The following is an 18753-nucleotide window of genomic DNA, read 5'->3' on the forward strand; positions in this document are numbered from 1 at the left end:
GATTTCCTATTTTTATAGAATAAACTTAGAGAGATACTCCAAAATGATTTTTAATCTATCTTACGGAATTTTTTATTGAATTTATATAATCGATTATTGTCTTCGCTACATCACTGATATTGTCAGTACTATTATTCTGAACTTTATGAAAGAAGAACTGCTCTTCTTTTTTGTCATATAATCTTTCCAAATAATCAACAATTTTTAACCTAACTTTGTAAGTTGTTAAATGTTTGTCTTTTTTTGCTAGGTACTTTTTGTGTAATTTAGATTGTTGCTTTTTATTTTCTGCATTTACAACTCTATCTTTTAGACGACTACGTCTGTCTTCAGTATCAACTATTATTTGAATAACTGCATAATCCCAATGTTGGTATTTTATCCTCTTTAGCATTTTAGACATATAGTTTTCCCAAGCCATCATTTGATTTTCTGAATACCATGCCTTATCACTTATCCCTCGAACAATTCCTTCATCAATGAAGTAAGTACCATGTTTTAGAGATTTTTGCCATGCAAATATACTTTCAGCAATTGCTACTCTAAAAAATAATTCACGAGTTTTTTTAAATGATAACTTGCAAACTATTCCTTGAGAAAGAGCTATAGGAAAGGCTTTGAAAATGCCTGTTACTTTATGAAAAACATTAGTTTGTGGCCTACTCGAATAAAAACAATTATACTCAGATATTTTATCTGAGATTGTACTTTTTCCACTACCACCAGGACCAATTAATTCAACAAAGAGTGGTTTGTTTTTTTTTGATCTTTTATGCATCCATGTTTCCTCCTAGAATTTATTCGCAGTAAAAAATTACATGAACTTTTAATAATTATATTTCTCCTTTTTACCCTGTCCGCATCTTCTCACATAATAAAAACTACTCCTGATAGAGAGTAGTTAAAAAAGTGTCTCTTTTCTTCAAGTAATATATAATAGTTTTAAAAACTAGATTTAATGTGTATAATTCCCCAATTGAAAATTGGAACGATATAATAACACTCTCACGAAACCTTTAAGTTCATAAATCCCCAACAAAGGTCTCTATATTACAATATTTAAAGGGGGGAATTTAAAAACACTCTGTTTTTAAAAATTATATTTATAATAAATTATCTAGATACTTTAATACGTAGTTATATTTTTCTGTATGACCTTCTGGCAAATACATTAAATATTTAAACTTCTTTTTACTCTCCAGTGTAATTCTATTTAAAATGTAACCGATTTTCAAATCAACTAAATTTAAATTATACTTCCTGAGTTCCGAAAAGAGGAAACTATAATTCTTTAATTCGTTATTTTGAATAGCCTCTGTCCAACTACAATTGTACTTATTACATATCTCCCGAGTGCAAAAATGTAATACATCAAATAAATAAGAGCTTTTTGCTTCATAATGCTCCCAATCTATTAACTTAGGTAAGCCTTCTGGAGATATAATTATATTCCCGATATGCAAGTCGCCATGGGCGGAGGTTTCAGGAACTAAAATCTCGTTTGTTCTATATATAATTTTTTCTTTTAAATCTGCAGTAATAGAGAGCTTAAGATCATATAAATATTTCAAGTCAATGATTTCCTTAAGAGCAATCAGGTGTCCTCTTTCTATTCCTTTCCCTATTTCATTTAATAAATCCTCTATATCAAAATCTAGATCGTCTAAACTACTAAAAGACCTACCCCTTTCAGATATAAAAATGTGTTTGTATACGCTAAAATCTACGACGAATTGTTTCCATAAATTATCTGTTTTAGCTAGTCTAAAACCATTTATTTTTTCTTCCAACTTTCTTTTAGAAGAATTTGTTAAAGGTGCTTCTATCACTTTATTTTTCATAAAAAGTATAATAGAGTTTTTTTTAATAATAAACATGCTATTCGTCCCCAATACTCCTCAATTCTTCAAACAACAAATACCTAAACTTCTTTTCTTTCACAATATAATCAATGACTACCTTAGTTGTTTCTCGTTCATTTAACTCTGTTGTATTTATTTCTAGTACATTGTTACAAACCCTATGAGCAACTGACTTGAATTTTAATGTATCTTTAGATATACTTTCAACCGATCTCTCTTTCTTCCTTTCGAATAATATTTGAGGATCCCCATGTAAAAATATAACTAAGTCAGGTTTAGGTAGTATTATTTTATATATATAATTCCTTAATTTATTTTTAGATATAATTGCCCAACCGGGGAATCTATCAATTAAAATAAGCTTATATTTTGCATTAACTTTACCTCTAATAACTCTTAAACAAAATTCTATTGGAAGAATTATTGTTTTTAATAGTCTTCCCAGAATAGGTCCTTGAAAATTTTTATTCATTTTTTTAACTTGTTTTAATTCCCAACCGTCTTCACCAGTACCTAGGTAAATACTTTTCGTTTTGACTGGAATTTCTTTCCTAATATTTTTAATTAATGAAGACTTTCCAGTTCCATCAGTGCCTAATACTAAAACCTTATATCCATATGAAAAACTTCGTTTTCTTAAGTGTTGATTCTCATTTTTTAAATATTTAAACCATCTTTGTATATATGATGTAGTAGGTTCATCAAAACCATTTTTTTCTCTTAAAATTATTAACACATGTTCAAGCTCTTTTTTTTCTCTTTCACTAAGCTCAAGATGGTATTTCTCCAAATATTCTTTAAGTCTTTCAATATGTTTGTCTTTTATCACTTTTTTTTCATAAAAGAGATGACCTAGATATAAATGCAACGCATCAGGACCAGAAGGTCTCCATGCACTAAACTCTGTTCTCTTTATATTTTTATAAATATTTTGATATGATTTACTATAAATAAAAGTTTGTTTATCTTTATCCATAAAATAAAGTTTATATTTAACATCTAAATAGATTACTTTATCGCTATCTAAATAATAGTAGAAGCATTTATATTTTTGGATTGCAGGTTCTTTCCTTTTATACCACCCTAATTCTGCCATAACCTTTAAAAATTCGTCTTTATTCTCTATTGGAACATATAAGTCTATATCTCCATTCGGGTCAAACTCTTCAAAATTAGAAAGTAGAAAATATTCTATATTTCTCTCATTTAAAGATTTATATAAATTAGAAATTGGACATCTATCAGCCATTTATATCATCCTTGTATTATTTTTTAAAACTTTTTATAAGTTTAACTAATTCATCCTTCATAGCGATATAAATTATTAATACATAAAGTAACATTGCCAAGAGTATATATATTAAAAGAAATACGAAATTCATAGGAACTGAAACATATACAATGAAAAGATAAATAACTCCAACCGATAATAAACTACCTAATAGAGGTATATTAAGAGATCTAATTACATCTACAATTGACACATTTATATATTTATACATATACATCTGAAAAATTAATCTTGATATTGCAAAATGAATAAGTGTAGCGATTGCTGCACCGTTTATCCCAAAATATTTGATCCCGATATATAGTAAAGGAAGTGCAATGAATAAAGTGTTATATAACATCACTTTAAAACTAACCTTTGGTTTACCAATTGCCTTAAGTATTTCTCCAGGAGTACTTGCAAATCCGAAAACAATACTTGCAAGCGCTAGTATTGTTAAAGCAAAAGAAGCTTCTACCCATTCCGCTCCAAGAAAATAGAATAACAAGTGTTCAGAGAAAAAAGCAAGAACCATAAAGAAAGGAAAGGTAATTAAGGCATTATATTTCATTGTTAATAGATAAAAGTATTTTAAACTATTTAGGTCGTCTTGCATCCTGCTATAGATTGGAAACATCGCTTGGTTAATTATGGAATATACTTTAGTTCTTGTTGTTTCAGTTACCATAAAAACAATTGCATACAATCCTACAAAATAAGCACTAAGCATTTTACCAATTAACAAATAATCTAAATTATTCCTTAAAAAATTAACTATTGATGTCCCCATAGTATAAATACTAAAACTAAAAATGCTAGACAAAGCTATCCAAGAAAACTTTAATCTAGGTCTCCATTTTGTGGCACGCCACATTAGCGGTACTGTTAATAACGGAATACCTATACTTTGAAACACTATACTCCATATACCTGCTCCCAGAAATGCTAGGATAATAGATGAACTGCTAACAATTACAGTTGCAGTTGTTGTAATTACCGCTATTTTTTTAAAATTTAAATCCCTAGACAATTTAACCCTATGAATTAAATTAAGTGGATTAATTAATAAACTTATGGAAAGACAAATGGTTAAAATATAGAGAAATGGCTCTTCATAAAACCATGCAGTAAATGGGGCTAGTATTGTTATTACTAGTAAAAATAGAAAAGAGCTAAAAACGATCGAAAACCAAAAAACACTATCAAAATGAATAGGTTTTAAGTCCAACTCTTTTCTCTGTATTAATGCTGACTTCATACCCGATTCATTTATTACTTTAAATAATCCTGTAAATACAACTGCCATCCCTACTAGCCCAAAATATTCTGGAACAAGCATTCTAGCTAAAATTAATTTAACAAGTATACCTGACCCTTGGTTTATCAACACCATGAAGGTGTTCCAGACTACTCCGCTTTTTATACTCTTTTTATAATTGTTTTTAGGTAAATCAACACTCGAATCCATAAAGTCCACTCGCTTCTCTAAGATCTTAAATAATTAATAAACTTTTTATGATTTCCCTATTAAATTTAATAGTCGATTGTTTTTTTTAATTTGGTGCTACTACTAATCTTCTACCCTGAGTGAAAATTAAGCCTTAATTGGTAAGTACGATATTAATCTGAGTTTCCAATAAATTCTTTTGAATTCACTAGTTTCTTTCGCTTTTAGCAAAAATTCTTTGGCTTGATCTTTATTTCCAACTCTTAAACATTGAGATGCTCTAGCTAAATACTTTTTATATATTAACTCACTTGCATAATATTTTACTTTATAATCTAAATCTAACAGCTCCTTATCCATATATTCAAATAGAGGGAAATCATCTATTAAACTATCATTGCTCGATGCTCTATTTATAGCATCATAATGTCGAATTGCTAAAGGTGTATTAATAAAAGCAATTGGGTACTGCAAGGCTATTTTGCTCCATAAAAAAGAATCCTCACCACGTCTCATACCCAAAGGAAACCCCCCAACTTTGTTGAAAGTATCTTTATATATCATAACAGCTGATGACCATGTAGGATTTCTTTTTATAGCAGCTTTAAAATAGTTATCGATAATTCCATCTTTCTGAGGAACATTATAAAATTTGGGGACTTTTTTTTCTCCATCCTTATTTATTATAAAATACGACGAACCAATCATTTTAGCTTCTGGATATTTGTTAATCATAGCAATACAAGTTTCTAAAAAAGCTGGTTCCCATTCATCATCAGCATCCAAGAATGCGACTAAGTCACTTTTCGCATGTGAAACACCCTTATTTCTAGCAGCTGATACTCCAGCATTCATTTGTTGGATAAGTTGTATTCTACTATCTTGAATACTTTTTACAATATCAGGGCCTCGATCTGTTGAACCATCATCGACTACAATTACTTCATAATATTTGTATGTTTGATTCAAAACAGATAATATCGTTCTTTTTATATGTGGTTCTTTATTATAAAGAGGGATAATTATTGATACATTTTTCAAGAGTTACATCCTCCAGTTCTTTCTGGTAATTATTAATTTCATTTTTTATAAACTTCATAGTAATTTTATACCAATTTTCCAATTTCTTCATTTATAATTCGAGTATTATGTTCTACATCCAAACTTGTATTTATATTTAAATAATTAATCTTGATTTCGCTTATTGCTTGCCTTATTTTATCATGATTTTTTTCCTGAATAGTAACCGCCATATAAGCATTGCTTTCATCCATAAAATCTAACCTTGAAAATTTGTATTCTCTTTGTCCAATCCTATTAATGTTTTCATTTACATCTAGATTTGTGTTAATAAAAGTAATATTCAAGCTATTTTTCATGTGAACCAACATTTTGTTAACTTGCTTTAATTCTTTAGATTCATCAAGATATAATATCGATATAATCTGCTGTATTATTCCTTGATCTATTATTATGATGTCACCCTTATTGTTCTTACAGAGATTATTATAATGCATATAAGTTTTTATTAAGCTAAAACCTCTATATAGCTTGTCCTTTGTAATGTTACCTACACTTAATATGAATAATAATGTATAAAATGTAAACTTAAGATTTAACGGACGATAAATTTGACCTAAAAACCATATGATTTTCTTTAATCGGCTCCTATTTGTGTAATATTTTAAATATTCCTGATAGTCAACATATTTTTTTAGAAAGTTCTTATTTTGTGATAATAAACTTTTTGAAATTGTAGTTTTACCTGTCCCAGCCACACCATTGAATTCAACCAGAATACAAGCTTTCTTAGATTTCATAACATTACCTCCAACCCTTACTGTAGTTTTTGGTTGTACTCACAATGGATAAATAAAAGAATTTTATTTATTACTTTCAAATTCAATTTGATATTTTATAGACATTCCAATTACAGAAAATAGTAAAAACATACTTGACTTTAACATCATTGACTCCCCCATCGATAACATGACGAAAGTCATGATAAAAAAGATAGGCACATAGCGGTAATTACAGTTTGAACAGTTTGAGAATTTAATTGCCTTATAAGATACGTATAGTAAAAACAATATAAATATTAAAACAGGTACTATACCAAACTGTCCTAATATACTAATAAACGTATTATGGGCCGCCGTTCCTACTGAACCACTAAAATAATCTCTGCCATGCCCAAACAACTGTGCTTCTGCAATTGTTTGTAACCAGATATCTCCTCTTCTAGCAGTAACGTCTCCTGCATTTAGGTTTCTTTCAAATTTAGAAATCACATTATTGTATAAAAAAGCAGTATTATATATTAATACAATAGATGAAGTAATAATTATTGTTGTAAATAAGTTCTGCTTAATCATTGACTTTCGCCAAACAAATAGACTTATAAAAGATTCCTTAGATAAATATTTTAGTAGAATGAATAATACTATTAATGCTGCTAAAGTTAAAAATGCAGTTCTACTATTTGATAAAATAACAAGAGTCGAACTAGTTACAAATAAAAGTAGAGAACTGATCATTATTTTACTCTTAAACCTTTTCATTTGTAATTCGGATAAAATTAGAGACAACGATAATGCCACTAATGAAATAACTGCTGTACCTAATGAATTAGGGTTGTACAACATCCCTTGGTAAGGAACTCTATCTATCCCATTTAATAAAATAGGAATGATGAATACAGGAAGATGACTAAATAATAATGAAACAACGATTACTCTAAAAAGACCTTGTACATTATTAACCATAGATGGAAGAACATTTGTCAAGGTTACAAATATAGACAATTGTATTCCAGAAGCTAATAAAATCTGAAAATCTGCATTTATCCAACTGGCAATTACACAAGATAATATATATAAATAAAATAAAACCGTTACCGGTTTTGAAAAAATCAAATTTCTTTTTAATATAAGAACCATAACACAAATCCCTATTAAAGCCCCTATTAAAATAGGTGTCTGGAAAGGTCTAAACTCTGTTATAGTATATGCTAAACCTGAAAAATACAACAGACTTAATAATATTGTTAAAACTTTCATTTTAATAATCCCTCTATATGGTATTTTTTTACACTCGATTCAGTTAATCAATTAAAACAATAATATATGCTCACCCCAAAGTTGAATAGATACTAAGCTTAACTAATAGAATTGGTTCATAGCAATATAATTTAAATTATTGACTAGAAATAATTGTTTAAAGGAAAGTTATGGTTTTTGTTTGTTTTGTAAAAAGCGTTTCTTACTGCATTAAGATACATGTAAATGTTTTTTCTTTTTCTGTTGTTTTATCATTAGAGGATCAATATCTTTAAGAACTAGTAATATCTCTAATTTTTTTTATTCTATTAAACCTTCAACAATCGATTGTATCTTTGTTGTATTTGAGTAACCATTGAAAAAATTGAATATTGTTGCGAACGGTTAATCCCATATTCAACAATCTCATTGCGTTTTTCATCTATTAATAAATCTTTCATTTGCTTAGCTAACAACCTTGAGTCACCTTTTGGAAAAAGCATATCTTTTCGTCCTACTACTTCCCGTAAACCTGGAACATCGCTAACTAAAACTGGAATTCCACTAGCCATAGCCTCTACTGCAACTAATCCAAATCCTTCCCAATTAGATGAAAGTACAAAAATATCACATGTTTTCATAATTTCAGGAATGTCTTTCCTGAAACCTAAAAAAGAAACACGGTCCTCTAATCCTTCTTTGTGTACTAGCGATTTAACGTCATTAATTCTTGCCCCTTCACCTACTAGTAATAGTTTGAAAGTACAATCTAAATACTTCAAACTTTTTATCAAAGTAGAATGGTCTTTTTGATCGCTAAATCTTGCTACCATGATTATTAACTTATCTATTTCTTTAGCGTCAACGAATAAATCCCTTTTTTGATATGGTTTGGCTTCATTATAATCTATAAGGTTAACCCCATTTGGAATCACAACTGATCTTTTATTAGTAATAGGAACCCATTTATTTAGGTTTTCTTTTGTTCCTTCACTAATGCAAAAAATTTCATCATAACTACTATACATAAAATACTCAATCCATCGAAAATAAAATTTATTACGTCGGCGGTTATGTGTACTATGCTCTGTATAAATAAATTTTGTGGATTTACTAATAAATAACTTTGCTATAGCAGTCCAATAAAATGCTGGAAATAAGTGAACATGAACTATATTATATTGCTCTTCTGATATTATCTTCTTAACTTCCATAAATTGTATAAGTGAATATAGGGAAGAACAAGTAGAAACATATACTTTGACTCCCTCAGACTGTACCTCTTCTAGGAATTCATTATTACTTGAACTCAAAACTAATACTGAAACATCATTCCCTTGTTTATGCTGATTAACTACTGTATCCCGTAATAGCTTCTCTGCTCCCCCACCTGAAAATGCATTTATTACATGTAAGATTTTCATACTAATACTCCTAGTAAATACTTTATTTAGCTTCCATATCAACTATAACTCTCTCATACTCTCCAACCCAATCAAATGTGAATTCTTCTTTCCGACTTTCATTAAGCTTACGTATAGCTTTATACTGTTCCTGATTATATAAACACCCTATTTTTTCTTCAATTTGTGCAACCTTTCCTGGAGTAAATAGAAGTTGATCATATTTTAATTGATCTGCTATACCACCAACATTACTCCCGATTACAGGAACCCCTACATACCATGCTTCAAAAACAACATTTGGAAAAGAATCAATATAGGAAGGTACAACTAATAAATCCATTTCACTTAAATAACTTAAAGGAGATTTACTATATCCTATTAAATAAAGCTGATTTAATTTATATTTTTCTTTCATCTTTAGAATCTCCTCTTTTAAAGGCCCTTCTCCTAAGATGTGTAATTCTATATTATAGCCTTTATTTATGAGGTTTACATAGGCATTAACTAAATCTTTTATACCTTTGCGCATAATTAAAGAACCTATAAAACAAACCTTTTTTAGACATTTACTTTGATTTGAAGAAGATAGTCTTTTATCTGAAAGCCATCCCACATTCATGTTGTTAGGTATTAACTTTACTTCTTTATGATTTGATCGTTCAATAACGGTGTGTTTGTCAAAAGAATTTTGAACAGTTATAATATCCGAAAAACGATACAATATTTTTTCATAACATCTAAAAAAATACAAGTACATACTTATTATGAATTTGTTTCTTATCCTTTTATTTCCTATCCTTATACCTTCCGATATTATAGAAATTTTTCTGTCCTCATATATGTTTGTTCTTATTCCAAAAACTATTTCTGCATTAAATTTTATTTTTAAAGCAAGCGCTGCAAGTGCCGTAGTTTCACCAAAAGTAATTACAGTTATCTTGTCTTTTTTTGAAAGATTTGTTTTACTCTTGCTCAATACTTCTTTCACTAATTGAAATGTAATAGGAAATCTACTTGATTTTTTTATGTTAAGTTTTATAAAATTATCCTGTTCGACAGCAAATACATTCTCTTTTGCAAAACACACTGTCTCATATCCCTTTTTGTAAAAACCATTAATTAGCTCAACATAACGTCTATGAGCCCCTGTTTTAATTTCGTCTGTAGAAAATATCGCTACAATAACACGTTCCATTATGCTCCCTCCCCCATAAAATTACTAATTATACTGCATTATAAAATAACACTTTATAGATTTTGATATCTCTAATCAAAGCAAAACACTTTTAATAGGTAATAATAACTTTCTTAGGTAAAATTTTAAATAGTTTTTTTAAAGGGAAGGTAAAACATAATAACTTTACACTTCAGCGAACAGTTTGATTATTTAAGAAAGTAAAGGCTTATTTCCCTGTAATAATAAGATTTTTCATTGGATAGTAAGTTTTATCTCTTTCAAATAACTATCAACGACTAATGCTCTATCAAATTCTTCCTCAACTTTCTTCCTACCTAACAAACCCATTTGTAACTTCTCTTGGTCATTCAAGCTTATAAATTTTTCAATCTTATCTATTAAATCTAAACTATTTTCTTGTTCAATTACATATCCGTTGATGCCATTATCAACAATCTCTCTACATCCACTTCTATTTGTGGTAATAATTGGCCGGCCACTAGCAGCACTTTCTAGTAAAACGTTAGACATTCCTTCTGGATAATAGGTAGGATGAACTGTACAGTGAGTTATTTTAAGAATTTCTCTTATATCACTAACCATTCCGTGATATTTGATAACTCCTTTTTTTTCAAGTTCCTTAAGTTTGTCCTCATAATCATCTTCACAAAATCCACAAATATGAAATTTAGTTTCTGGGTGTTTTCCCCTTATATATTCTGCAGCTTCTAAATATTGATCAATTCCTTTTTCTTTCATAATTCTCGAAATAAAAACGAATTCTATTGTCTTTTTTATAGGATATTCTAAGAGAGAAAAATGTTTTGTATTTACACCTGAACCTGGAATTAGCCTATACCCGACTGCTCTAATATTTTCTTGTTCGAATAAATTTTTATTCTCCTCATTCTGAAACATTATACAACTACTTTTCTTTAAAGCTACTTTATGCATTATTAACATCACTTTTTGCATAAAACTTTTCTTCTCAACCGCTGTACCTAACCCGGTGATATTGGGGATATGAGGGATTTTTAATAATCTACAAACGAATCCTCCATACACATTTGGTTTAACCGTATAGGACAAAACCACATTAGGTCGAATTTTTCTTAATAATTTAAAATAACTTCTAATTAGCTTAGCATCAGTAATTGGATTTGTACCCCTACGATCGAGTGGGAGATCAATACATTCACACCCCATCTCTTTTAACTTTTCAACTTTTTCCCCATAGGGCTGAATAACATATACTTGAAATTTTTCATCGATCAATCTTTGAATAATTTCTCTTCGAAAGTTATAAGTATATGCATGATGGTTTGAGAGTATAACTACTTTTTTCACACTATTCCTCCGTCAATCTAATAGACTCTTTAAAATTCACTAGATTATAGTTATTGTATCTATAATTTTCATCCATGTGTTTACAGTACACTAAATCACCAAAAATTTTTTTGCTCATCTCTATATTAATATTAATTAATAATGGATTAAATAATTTAGTCATCCAAACACGCTTATTATATACACTTGCAATTTCCTTCACCATGTCTGATGTGCATACATAATCTTTGTTTTGCGGAAAGAATAACCCACTTATTGGGTTATTTACTAAAGTTTTAATGTATTCGTTCAAATTATCAATATAAATCATACTTCTTTGATTTTTGATATTCGGAAATACTGGAGTTCTTCTGGCAAGTGATGAGAGCTTTACATAATTCCCCTTACAACTGCGACCATAAATCATTGGTGGACGAATAATTGAAACTTTATAATCAATTTCATCGAGCTCAGAAATTAACCTTTCGGCTTCAAGCTTTGATTTACCATAATTAGACTTAGGCATAGTGGGCGTATCTTTATCAATTATTCCTGTTTCTTTACCATAAACACTCATTGAACTTGTAAAGATAAATTGCTTAACACCTTCATCTTTCGCTTTATTTGCAATATTAATTGCTAAGTCTCGATTCACTTTATAATATAAATCTTTATCAACCTTACGCTCACTAAGATGTGCAATCCCTGCGACGTGAAGAATGGTGTCGTATGATGAAAAGTTGATTTTCTTCCATGAATCATCTCTTACACTGATTTTGTCTACTTTATATCTTTGAGGATCTTTTGCTAGCCACTTCTCAAAGCTATTACCAATGTAGCTATTTTTACCTGTTATTAGGATTCTTTTCATTGTTACAAAGACTCCTTTGTTTTCTTGTTATCACCTGACTTCTTCACTCCAGTGCTACCTTCTACAACACCATCGCTCTTAACTACACTTACAATTGTTCCAAAAAAACATTTAATATCCATCCACAACCCAATTCTTTCAACATACTCCCCATCTAACTTTGCTTTAACTTCAATAGGAAGTTCGTCTCTACCATTTATCTGCGCCCAGCCAGTCAGGCCAGGTGGAACATCATTAGCATCATATTTATCTCGTTCAGCAATTAAATCATACTGATTCCAAAGTGCTGGCCTAGGCCCGATAATACTCATCTGACCAACAAAGATATTCCAAATCTGGGGCAACTCATCAAGTGAAGTTTTTCTCAAGAACTTACCCATTTTTGTAATGTATTGGTCTGGATTATCTAATAGGTGTGTCGGTGTGTCCTTAGGTGTATCAATTCTCATGGTACGGAATTTTAAAATATTAAAATAAGTTTGGTTAATACCAACCCGCTTTTGTTTAAACAGTACAGGACCTTTTGAGTCTAATTTTATTCCTACAATAAGCATTAAAAAAATAGGAGACAGTACTATCAACCCTATTAATGAAAGCACTATATCTATTAGTCTTTTTATTTTCATGTACATATATGTTACACTCCTTGAATGTTTTTTAGTATTTTAGTACTTAATTAGAACTCATTCCAACCAACTACTAACCTACTAAACCTCATCTATTATCAATAGCCACCTCGTGTTGTCTATTCAATCACTCCCCTTCATTGAATTGAGAACCTCCATTAAATTCCCTCATTAGAATGAAGCAATTTTAATGCAAACTCTCAAAAACGTAGTGGCTCAAGGCTTCCTGGACTCGATCAGAAAAGACTAGTCGGGACCCTTCTTTACATTCAATATTTACCAATATATTGTTTTCATTAATCCGTTGCTACGTCAACGTTTATGGCATTTTATTATTTTCAAATACTTATTTTTTGTATCTATTAATGCTCTCATTTACCTTGAACTTTACCTGGCAAAGAAAATCACCTCATCATCGTTTCCTTCGAATTTAGTTACTTCTATTGTCTTTCTGACATTCAATCATTGATTAAAATAGATGTTTTTCCTCCAAACCTTTATCCGTCAATGCATTCATTGTTCGATCAGAATACATGACTGGTCGGCGTTTTTCGCTCAATGAATAGATGCATATATCACTGCACCTCAATAAATCACCTGTCTTTCAGAAAGTGAATAAACTCTTTTTACACTTTAACTTTATTTGTTATAGAATTGGCGCCGGCTCATCATCTTCTTTGTCTGTGCACAGGATCTCACCGTTTTGCTCAACATACGGTGATTCACCATTTCGACAAACACAAAATCCTTCATTCCAGTCGTTATAATAGTCATCGAACAAAATTTCACTGTGTTGAACATTCATCAAACTGAGATGCATACCGTAATCCCTTTTTAGTTTATTAAGATTGTCAGTGCAAACGGCATCTTCCGCTTTATCGATGATTGTCATGACTGCAGGTATGACAATCAAAGTAACGATTGCGATTATGATGAGGACTGCTAAGAGTTCAATGAAGGTAATCCCCTTTTGATTGAGCAACATACAGCCTCCCTGTCTTCACCGCCGCTTCTTGCATGATATCATCTTTTTTCTTGAGAATGAGGCAGTATTTATACATTCATACCAAATTGTCATTTTCGTCTGGTGAAATTGGCGTTTTCGTCTAACCAAAATCGCATTTTCAGCTTGGCAAATTGCATGATTGCCCATTCGCCCCTTCATCTTATTCCACCTATACTGAAGGTACCGCGGAATACACGAAAGCCGGCTTTCAGAAACGACTGAGACGATGAAAACCAACCATTACGATGTATTGCACAAAACCTTTGATGAAATCCTTACTGATTTTAAACCGCTTATCCACGGGACCATTGACCGCCTGCAGCTGAGTGCTAAACGAGACGAATATGAACATGTAGGCATGGTGGCCCTGTTCGATGCCTGGCAGCGCTTTGACGGAGCTAAGGGGGCGTTCCCGAGCTATGTACGCCTTTATATACACGGGCGAATGTGCAATCACCTCCGTGATCAGGACAAATGGAGTCACTTGAATCACGTGACAGATCACACCGTATTGACAGACAGTGCTCCTGCCTCTATTGATGACGGATTGACGAATATCGAACTCCTCGACTATGCCAAAGGAGCGAAACTGAGCGCCAGAGAACTGTGCTGGTATAAGGGTGCCATCATCAACGGGGAAACGATCCGGGATCTCGCATCGCTCTATGGCGTTTCGAGAGAAACGGTTAAATCGTGGCGTAAAGGTGCTATTCGCAAGCTCCGCCTGTCGAATGATGTCGAAAGAACCACATAAAAGGAATATTATTTTATTTTCTATAAGAAAACGCTTGCTTTATTGTAATATTAGGCTAAAATAAAGATAAGAAGCGCTTGTTCAACGATTCACGTACTGACATTCTCCCGGGATGATCAACGGTTTCCGCAGATCAATGCTTATGCCCAGAAGAGTTCCAGCCCGAGTATCCTGATGTGCGTTTCAAATAAACGTAAAGGGAGCGGCGTATATTGAAAAGTAAACCGCAGTTAGACTTAAGTGAGGTCATGGTCATCATGCCAGCTTGCCACCCACTGTTTGCATCAAAGATTATCAAAACGGACAAAAGCATTGTGTATGACACTCGAATGCAGCTTACCATCATTGACGAGGCATGTATGTGCTTCGGCTCTGATTTAAAGGGACGCATGCAAGCCATTTCGGCACTGACAGGCAACACACAGTACTTAAAACCGGTACTCGTAAGAGAATGGCAATTGACCGTGATGCAACCTTGCATGAACTATAAAAGTCCAAAATGTATCTGGGTCAATATCCGCAACATCACGAAAGATCCCGACATCATCTGTACTAAAAAAGCTTATCATATCCAGACAAACGAGGGCGAACTTGTTATCCCTCTTAAACAGTCGGTTCAATCGAAGATGAAGGCTACCATGTACGATATCATTGAAAATCTTCTGTATCCACGACTTCTCTATTAACGAATGACGCCGGCCTGTATAGGTTCAAGGCTCATCGATGGAACAAATAAACTGATTAGATAAAAGTGAAAGCCGGTGCAGATCCTGCGCCGGCTTTCTTTTATACCATGAATGAATGGCATCTTTTTGTTTTGCTGTATAGCCTAAGGTCACTGTTCTTTAACAAGCCCAAGCAACTCTTCAAGGAACGGTTTCAACTCGCGTTCAATTTCAGGATCCTGCATGGCAAGCTCTACGGTTGTTTTTACAAATCCGATCTTCTCCCCGACGTCGAAGCGTCTGCCTTCAAAGTCGTAGGCAAAGACGCGCTGAATCGTATTCAGCTTCTCGATCGCGTCGGTTAGCTGGATCTCGTTCCCGGCTCCCCGCTCTTTTTCCCCAAGAAATTCAAAGATCTCCGGCGTCAGGACATAGCGGCCCATGATTGCGAGGTTCGAAGGCGCTGTGCCTTCTTTTGGCTTCTCCACCAGGTGACTGACGCTGTACAGCCGTTCTTCCATTTGCTGTTCGGGATCGACGATCCCGTAACGCTTCGTTTCCGCATCAGGTACCTGCTGGACACCGACGACGGAAGCACCCCGGGTATTGTACCGGTCGATGAGCTGCTTTAAACAAGGCTCATCCGACTGAACAATATCGTCCCCCAAGAGTACGGCAAACGGTTCATCGCCAATGAACTTCCTCGCGCACCAGATCGCATGACCGAGTCCAAGGGCTTCCTTTTGGCGGATGTAATGAATGTCGACCATATTTGAAGAGTGTTGCACCTTCTCAAGGAGCTCATCTTTTCCCTTCTCCTTTAAGTTCTCTTCGAGTTCAAAGGCGTGATCGAAGTGATCTTCAATCGCCCGCTTCCCTTTTCCCGTGACGATGATAATGTCTTCAATTCCTGATGCCACCGCCTCTTCGACGATGTACTGAATCGTCGGTTTATCGACGATCGGCAGCATCTCTTTTGGCATCGCCTTTGTCGCAGGCAAAAAGCGGGTTCCAAGACCCGCCGCCGGAATAATCGCTTTTTTTACTTGCTTCAAGCTCACTCACTCCCACCAGTGTAATCATTTTGTATAAAATACCTGCATTATTTAGCTGCACTGAGTCGGCGCAGTTCACGAATCCTGAAATGGGCGATATCATTGATCTGACCGCTTAAGTTCTCATTCGTCTCCCGCTCAAAGGTGCGGATCAGTTCTTCAATAACTCTGATGTTCACAGGAGGTGTCTTACCCCGGTAAATCTTTGGATAGATCTGTTCGCTGTGCACTTCATCTTTACTGAGAAGTTCTTCAAAAAGCTTCTCACCAGGACGGATACCTGAGTAGCGAATCTCAATCTCATCAGTGGAAAAACCGGACAGCCGGATCAGATTCTTGGCAAGATCAACGATCCTTACCGGTTCACCCATGTCCAACACAAAAGTTTCGCCACCTTCGGCAATCGAACCGGCCTGCAATACAAGCCGTGAAGCTTCAGGAATCGTCATGAAGTAGCGGGTCATCTCCGGATCTGTGACCGTGACCGGTCCGCCGGCTTCAATCTGCTTCTTAAATAGAGGAATAACACTTCCGCGGCTGCCGAGAACGTTACCGAACCGAACTGCCACAAACGTGGTGTCACTGATCGTATCCATATGCTGAACGATCATCTCCGCAATGCGCTTCGTGCCGCCCATAACGCTTGTCGGATTCACCGCTTTGTCTGTGGAGACCATGACAAAGTTCGTAACACCCGCTTCGTGTGCGGCCATACTGACATTCCTCGTGCCGATAATATTGTTCTTCACCGCCTCATGGGGATTGCGTTCCATAAGAGGTACATGCTTATGTGCTGCTGCGTGATAAACAACATCAGGCTTTGACGTCTCAAAAACGTCATGCATCCGTTCAGCATCCTGCACGTCAGCAATGACCGGATCAAACACCGTATCCGGATACGTATTTTTCAGTTCCATCTCAATATCGTAAATGCTGTTCTCTCCGTGACCGAGAAGGATCAGCTTCTCCGGCTTAAACCTTGCGACTTGACGGCATACTTCCGAACCGATTGAGCCGCCCGCCCCGGTAACAAGTACCGTCTTGCCAGTCAGCTTCTCCCCGATTCTGCCCGTATCGAGCTCTACCGGTTCACGCCCCAAGAGGTCTTCGACCTGCACATCCCGGATTTGACTGACCTCCACTTTCCCGGACATGATGTCTTCCACCGAAGGCATGATTTGCGTCTTCACGCCGGTCTCGGAGCATTTTGTAAAGATTTTGTTCAGATCGCTGTTACATAATGACGGTATGGCAATAACGATATGTTCCACGTCTTTCTCGATGACAATGTCTTCGATCTCATCGAGCGTACCCATCACCGGAATATTCATCAGTTCAAGGCGCTGTTTCTGAGGATCATCATCAATAAAAGCCACCGGCTGAAGTTCTGACATTTCGCTGTTCATCAGCTGCCTCGCGACGAGGCTGCCGCCGTTCCCCGCACCGATAATGAGCGTCCGTTTCTTCTCCTTGTCAAGGTTAAGCTTTGTATCCCGGTACAGACGCCAGGAAAAGCGGGATGCACCGATCAGAAGGATATGCAGCATCGCCGTAACGAGAAGCGTCCTGGTAAACATGGTTCCAAACACCATGAGCTGGAGAAAGGCAATCGAAAGGACCGAAAAGCTCACCGCCTTGAAAATGGCGATCAGTTCCTGGATACTTGCATACTGCCAGACTTTCTTATAAAGTTTAAAAATGTGGGCAAACAGGTGGTGACAGATAAATAATGCAATACTTGAGACGACGATTGCCATCGGCAGGCCGTCCATTGTTGGCATGAGCAGCCAGTAGCTGACAAAAATTGATGCCATGACAATAAATGAGTCCACTAAAATCAGCATACTGAGTCGTGTGCGATAGCCCATCAACGTTTTCCCCCTTTTTCACTTGAATTGCTAGGCCTTGAACAGGCATGCAGTCTTTCCACTATGGTTATTCCATTCTTTTTTTGCTTTTTTTGATCTCATCCGGATGCACGGGATTCCCGTATCTCCGGATCAAACCTGGATGCACGGATGACTGCATTTCAACATGATGAAAGCGCAGTCATCCTGATTGTCATCCATTTTTATTTTATGTACGAAATAAAGGCATCCAACCTCACCTCACACTTCACCGCCGGTAACTGTCTGCACCTAAGGTCCCTTTGGGACCCACAGCAAAGTCGAGTTCCTCCATTGATAAAGGTGCAGGAGAAATCACCTGTATTGCGGCGCGGCTCATGTTGTCGACATAATCCGACAACTC

At 34.3% G+C, this 18753-nt stretch carries 17 protein-coding genes; 2 read left to right on the plus strand and 15 right to left on the minus strand.

Going from position 1 to position 18753, the window contains the following annotated elements; all coding sequences use genetic code 11:
- Positions 1–55: 55 nt before the first annotated feature.
- The 13 genes from BSEL_RS15370 to BSEL_RS15430 form a co-directional block, all read right to left on the minus strand.
- Entirely contained in the window at positions 56–778 is a 723-nt protein-coding gene (locus BSEL_RS15370; RefSeq protein ID WP_013173922.1) for a hypothetical protein, read from the minus strand.
- 325 nt (positions 779–1103) lie between these two features.
- Positions 1104–1877: a hypothetical protein gene (locus BSEL_RS15375; protein ID WP_013173923.1), complete on the minus strand. Its 774-nt coding sequence runs from the start codon at positions 1875–1877 to the stop codon at positions 1104–1106.
- Position 1878: 1 nt separating this feature from the next.
- Positions 1879–3111, minus strand: a complete 1233-nt coding sequence (locus BSEL_RS15380) for a nucleoside/nucleotide kinase family protein (RefSeq protein WP_013173924.1) — start codon at positions 3109–3111, stop codon at positions 1879–1881.
- Positions 3112–3127: 16 nt separating this feature from the next.
- The gene (locus BSEL_RS15385; RefSeq protein ID WP_013173925.1) at positions 3128–4600 is read right to left on the minus strand and encodes a lipopolysaccharide biosynthesis protein; all 1473 of its coding nucleotides are present in this window, start codon (positions 4598–4600) and stop codon (positions 3128–3130) included.
- Positions 4601–4726: 126 nt separating this feature from the next.
- Positions 4727–5620, minus strand: a complete 894-nt coding sequence (locus tag BSEL_RS15390; RefSeq protein ID WP_013173926.1) for a glycosyltransferase family 2 protein — start codon at positions 5618–5620, stop codon at positions 4727–4729.
- Between the two features lie 65 nt (positions 5621–5685).
- Positions 5686–6399, minus strand: a complete 714-nt coding sequence (locus BSEL_RS15395; RefSeq protein WP_013173927.1) for a hypothetical protein — start codon at positions 6397–6399, stop codon at positions 5686–5688.
- 63 nt (positions 6400–6462) lie between these two features.
- Positions 6463–7638 (minus strand): O-antigen ligase family protein, encoded by a 1176-nt coding sequence (locus BSEL_RS15400; RefSeq protein ID WP_013173928.1) that lies wholly within the window; start codon positions 7636–7638, stop codon positions 6463–6465.
- Positions 7639–7946: 308 nt separating this feature from the next.
- The gene (locus BSEL_RS15405) at positions 7947–9041 is read right to left on the minus strand and encodes a glycosyltransferase (protein ID WP_013173929.1); all 1095 of its coding nucleotides are present in this window, start codon (positions 9039–9041) and stop codon (positions 7947–7949) included.
- Between the two features lie 22 nt (positions 9042–9063).
- On the minus strand, positions 9064–10218 hold the full coding sequence (locus tag BSEL_RS15410) for a glycosyltransferase (RefSeq protein WP_013173930.1): 1155 nt from the start codon (positions 10216–10218) through the stop codon (positions 9064–9066).
- Positions 10219–10452: 234 nt separating this feature from the next.
- Complete coding sequence (locus tag BSEL_RS15415; protein WP_013173931.1) at positions 10453–11547, minus strand: glycosyltransferase family 4 protein; 1095 nt, start codon at positions 11545–11547, stop codon at positions 10453–10455.
- Between the two features lies 1 nt (position 11548).
- The gene (locus BSEL_RS15420) at positions 11549–12397 is read right to left on the minus strand and encodes an NAD-dependent epimerase/dehydratase family protein (RefSeq protein WP_013173932.1); all 849 of its coding nucleotides are present in this window, start codon (positions 12395–12397) and stop codon (positions 11549–11551) included.
- A 2-nt stretch (positions 12398–12399) separates the two neighbouring features.
- A complete protein-coding gene (locus tag BSEL_RS15425; RefSeq protein WP_013173933.1) occupies positions 12400–13029 on the minus strand; it encodes a sugar transferase in 630 nt (209 codons plus the stop codon).
- Between the two features lie 640 nt (positions 13030–13669).
- On the minus strand, positions 13670–14008 hold the full coding sequence (locus tag BSEL_RS15430; RefSeq protein WP_013173934.1) for a type II secretion system protein: 339 nt from the start codon (positions 14006–14008) through the stop codon (positions 13670–13672).
- A gap of 247 nt (positions 14009–14255) precedes the next feature.
- On the opposite strand from BSEL_RS15430, the gene BSEL_RS15435 reads away from it, so the two are divergent.
- The gene (locus BSEL_RS15435) at positions 14256–14783 is read left to right on the plus strand and encodes a sigma-70 family RNA polymerase sigma factor (RefSeq protein WP_013173935.1); all 528 of its coding nucleotides are present in this window, start codon (positions 14256–14258) and stop codon (positions 14781–14783) included.
- Between the two features lie 212 nt (positions 14784–14995).
- Positions 14996–15469 (plus strand): competence protein ComK, encoded by a 474-nt coding sequence (locus tag BSEL_RS15440; protein WP_013173936.1) that lies wholly within the window; start codon positions 14996–14998, stop codon positions 15467–15469.
- A gap of 149 nt (positions 15470–15618) precedes the next feature.
- Here the strand turns inward: BSEL_RS15440 and galU are convergent, their stop codons facing one another.
- The gene (galU, locus tag BSEL_RS15445; RefSeq protein ID WP_013173937.1) at positions 15619–16503 is read right to left on the minus strand and encodes a UTP--glucose-1-phosphate uridylyltransferase GalU; all 885 of its coding nucleotides are present in this window, start codon (positions 16501–16503) and stop codon (positions 15619–15621) included.
- A 47-nt stretch (positions 16504–16550) separates the two neighbouring features.
- On the minus strand, positions 16551–18371 hold the full coding sequence (locus BSEL_RS15450) for a polysaccharide biosynthesis protein (RefSeq protein WP_013173938.1): 1821 nt from the start codon (positions 18369–18371) through the stop codon (positions 16551–16553).
- Positions 18372–18753 lie beyond the last annotated feature (382 nt).

This window comes from [Bacillus] selenitireducens MLS10 (genome assembly GCF_000093085.1).
Taxonomy (GTDB): Bacteria; Bacillota; Bacilli; order Bacillales; family Salisediminibacteriaceae; genus Salisediminibacterium; species Salisediminibacterium selenitireducens.

Excerpts from the sequence above, each read along its gene's own strand:
- BSEL_RS15370 (WP_013173922.1), bottom strand. The coding sequence starts at position 778 with ATGCATAAAAGATCAAAAAAAAACAAACCACTCTTTGTTGAATTAATT.
- BSEL_RS15375 (WP_013173923.1), bottom strand. The coding sequence starts at position 1,877 with ATGTTTATTATTAAAAAAAACTCTATTATACTTTTTATGAAAAATAAA.
- BSEL_RS15380 (WP_013173924.1), bottom strand. The coding sequence starts at position 3,111 with ATGGCTGATAGATGTCCAATTTCTAATTTATATAAATCTTTAAATGAG.
- BSEL_RS15385 (WP_013173925.1), bottom strand. The coding sequence starts at position 4,600 with ATGGATTCGAGTGTTGATTTACCTAAAAACAATTATAAAAAGAGTATA.
- BSEL_RS15395 (WP_013173927.1), bottom strand. The coding sequence starts at position 6,399 with ATGAAATCTAAGAAAGCTTGTATTCTGGTTGAATTCAATGGTGTGGCT.
- BSEL_RS15400 (WP_013173928.1), bottom strand. The coding sequence starts at position 7,638 with ATGAAAGTTTTAACAATATTATTAAGTCTGTTGTATTTTTCAGGTTTA.
- BSEL_RS15405 (WP_013173929.1), bottom strand. The coding sequence starts at position 9,041 with ATGAAAATCTTACATGTAATAAATGCATTTTCAGGTGGGGGAGCAGAG.
- BSEL_RS15410 (WP_013173930.1), bottom strand. The coding sequence starts at position 10,218 with ATGGAACGTGTTATTGTAGCGATATTTTCTACAGACGAAATTAAAACA.
- BSEL_RS15420 (WP_013173932.1), bottom strand. The coding sequence starts at position 12,397 with ATGAAAAGAATCCTAATAACAGGTAAAAATAGCTACATTGGTAATAGC.
- BSEL_RS15425 (WP_013173933.1), bottom strand. The coding sequence starts at position 13,029 with ATGTACATGAAAATAAAAAGACTAATAGATATAGTGCTTTCATTAATA.
- BSEL_RS15430 (WP_013173934.1), bottom strand. The coding sequence starts at position 14,008 with ATGTTGCTCAATCAAAAGGGGATTACCTTCATTGAACTCTTAGCAGTC.
- BSEL_RS15435 (WP_013173935.1), top strand. The coding sequence starts at position 14,256 with ATGAAAACCAACCATTACGATGTATTGCACAAAACCTTTGATGAAATC.
- BSEL_RS15450 (WP_013173938.1), bottom strand. The coding sequence starts at position 18,371 with ATGGGCTATCGCACACGACTCAGTATGCTGATTTTAGTGGACTCATTT.